This window comes from Rhodococcus phenolicus (assembly GCF_001646785.1).
GTDB classification, from domain to species: domain Bacteria; phylum Actinomycetota; class Actinomycetes; order Mycobacteriales; family Mycobacteriaceae; genus Rhodococcus; species Rhodococcus phenolicus.
This window is the reverse complement of sequence record NZ_LRRH01000180.1, coordinates 1-2,275: the sequence shown is the minus strand read 5'-3', so window position 1 is coordinate 2,275 and position 2,275 is coordinate 1. Positions and strand designations below refer to the sequence as shown.

Genomic DNA, 2,275 nt, shown 5'->3' with positions numbered 1-2,275 from the left:
GGGCCTGGGCCGCGGAGGGTGGCGGTGATGTGCGGCCAGGGGTGGGGTGCGTGCAGGGTCGTGCCCATGGTCGGCACGGTAGCGAAGGATGATGCGGTGCACGGGCTAGATGACGAGCACCGCGGCCACCTATCGTGTCGGGCTACCCACCGACGACGATTCTGAACGGACCGGGTTCTCCGAGACCCTCGGCGACTTCGACATGCTGCTGCGCGAGATTGTGTAGTTCTGTGAGGTGATCTGCGCCGTCCAGGAGAGTGCCGGGGTGATGTAGGGCGGCGAATCGGGAAACTTCGGGAACTATATGGGGGAGTATGGGAGATTTTCCATATCCGTCTATACTGTTCCATATGGATCTGGAACTGAACCCGTTCAAGCCCGGATCAGGGTTGCGGCCTCCCGCGCTGGAAGGTCGGGACCAGCAGATCGAGGCGTTCGACTTGCTCGTCGCGCGAAGCAAACGACGCAACTACGACCGGGGTATGGTCCTGTCCGGCCTGCGTGGAGTCGGTAAGACGACCTTGTTGAACACTCTCGCCGAACACGCTGACCGGGAGGGTTGGCTGACCATCGGTATCGAAGCGCGACCCAACGCTGCCGGTACCGCCGCTGTGCGCGCCAAACTGGGTCAGGAACTGACTGTCGGCTTGCGCCGGTACAGCCGCAAGCACAAGCTTCAGAAACTCATCGACCCCCTGATCGAGTTGGCTCGCGGATTCTCCGTCGAAATCGGTCTCGGGCCGGCCACCGTCAACGTCGGCACCTCTCAACCCGCCGCCTCGAGCGGCGACATCGACCTCGACATCGAGGAACTCGTCGAAGCGATCACCTCCGCACTCAAACCGCGGGGCAGCGCCTTCGGTCTGTTCATCGACGAAATGCAAGACCTCGACGCTGACCTGCTCTCGGCGCTGTTGACCGTCCAGCACCGGGCCAGCCAACGTGAGTGGCCGTTTTTCCTCATCGGCGCCGGTCTTCCCAACCTGCCTGCCATCCTGGCCGAGAACCGTTCCTACGCCGAACGTCAGTTCCTTTACAGCACGGTCGGTCCCCTCGACAGAGACGCGGCCGCCGATGCGCTGCGGATCCCGGTTCGTCAACACGGAGGTGACTTCACCGACGACGCGCTCGACGTGCTCGTCACCGCCAGCGGCGGCTACCCGTATTTCCTGCAGGAGTTTGGCAAGGCCATCTGGAACCTTGCACCGGAGGCACCGTTCCAGACAGAAGATGCAGAGCTTGCCGTCGAGGTCGGGCGGCGCCACCTCGATGAAGGTTTCTTTCCTTCCCGGTGGAATCGGGCGACGGACAGGGAACGCCGCTATCTGACGGCCCTCGCCGCCACCGGTGAAGATGCACCTCGGTCGGGCAAGGTGGCCGAGCTGATGGGGGTGAGCACGAGCGGTGTCAGCGACGTCCGTGAATCTGCGATCAAGAAGGGCCTGATCTGGGCGCCCGAGCACGGTCGGATCGCGTTCACCGTGCCCGGCATGGCGGATTTCATTCGGCGTCAACCTACTGTCTGACCTGTGCCCCCGGCTGCGGAACCGGAACACCCACCGTCGCTCGCTGTGGAAGGTGTGTCTTCACAACAGCACAGCGAACGGTAGGGGCAGCCATGAAGTGCACGACCGTCGGCAAAGACGAACGACGTCTTCACGCGCGTGAGCCGCCGGGTTACCGCGTGGACGACCGAGAAGTCCAGCGGATCGAGGGACGCGCCCACCGCCGGGAACGTCGAGCAGTGCATCCGCGGCTCGAAGATCGATTCGCGGTACGAGAGCACCATGGCCGTCCAGGCGCAGGACTTGTTCTGGAAGATCGCCTGCGACCGCGGTGGGGCACTCGCCCACGTCGCCGGCGAGATCACGAAGTTCGTCGACTCGGCTTCGGCCGACGGACGTCGTAAGCCCGAGCGCGCCCTGCTGCCATCGCGTTGGAGGACGCAAGGGTGAGGTCATCGCGTGCGCTGTGGGCCATGTCCATCCGCGAATGGTGCCGTTGTGGTTGAGGGCTTGGGGCGATGTCAATGCCGATCCAGTGGCCGTGTCAGCGGTCATGTAATTCCTCAGGTTGAGGGGTTGGTCCGTCACGTAATTGGATCTGTCGCACTTTCCGTGAAGGTCCTGGCGTACCCCTGATCAGGGACGATTCCGTATAGACCAAGATCGTCATGGTGTGACCTTGCGCCCCTGACAGCACTACTGCCGCATCTGACCGGCGTCGTCGTCGACGCAGTCCGCCTCGCCGGGGCAACGATCCGGATCCACGCCCC

1 protein-coding gene and 1 pseudogene are annotated in these 2,275 nt (G+C 63.7%); both read left to right on the top strand.

Annotation, left to right across the window (positions count from 1 at the left end; translation table 11 throughout):
• Positions 1 to 350: 350 nt before the first annotated feature.
• Positions 351 to 1,526, top strand: coding sequence for an ATP-binding protein (locus A8G15_RS28620; RefSeq protein ID WP_068166588.1), 1,176 nt, complete (start codon positions 351 to 353; stop codon positions 1,524 to 1,526).
• Between the two features lie 210 nt (positions 1,527 to 1,736).
• Positions 1,737 to 1,928: pseudogene (locus A8G15_RS28615) on the top strand (acyl-CoA dehydrogenase); the annotation flags it as partial.
• Between the last annotated feature and the right edge of the window lie 347 nt (positions 1,929 to 2,275).

What these genes read in the sequence shown, in the direction of transcription:
- A8G15_RS28620 (WP_068166588.1), top strand. Translation starts at nt 351, where the DNA reads ATGGATCTGGAACTGAACCCGTTCAAGCCCGGATCAGGGTTGCGGCCT.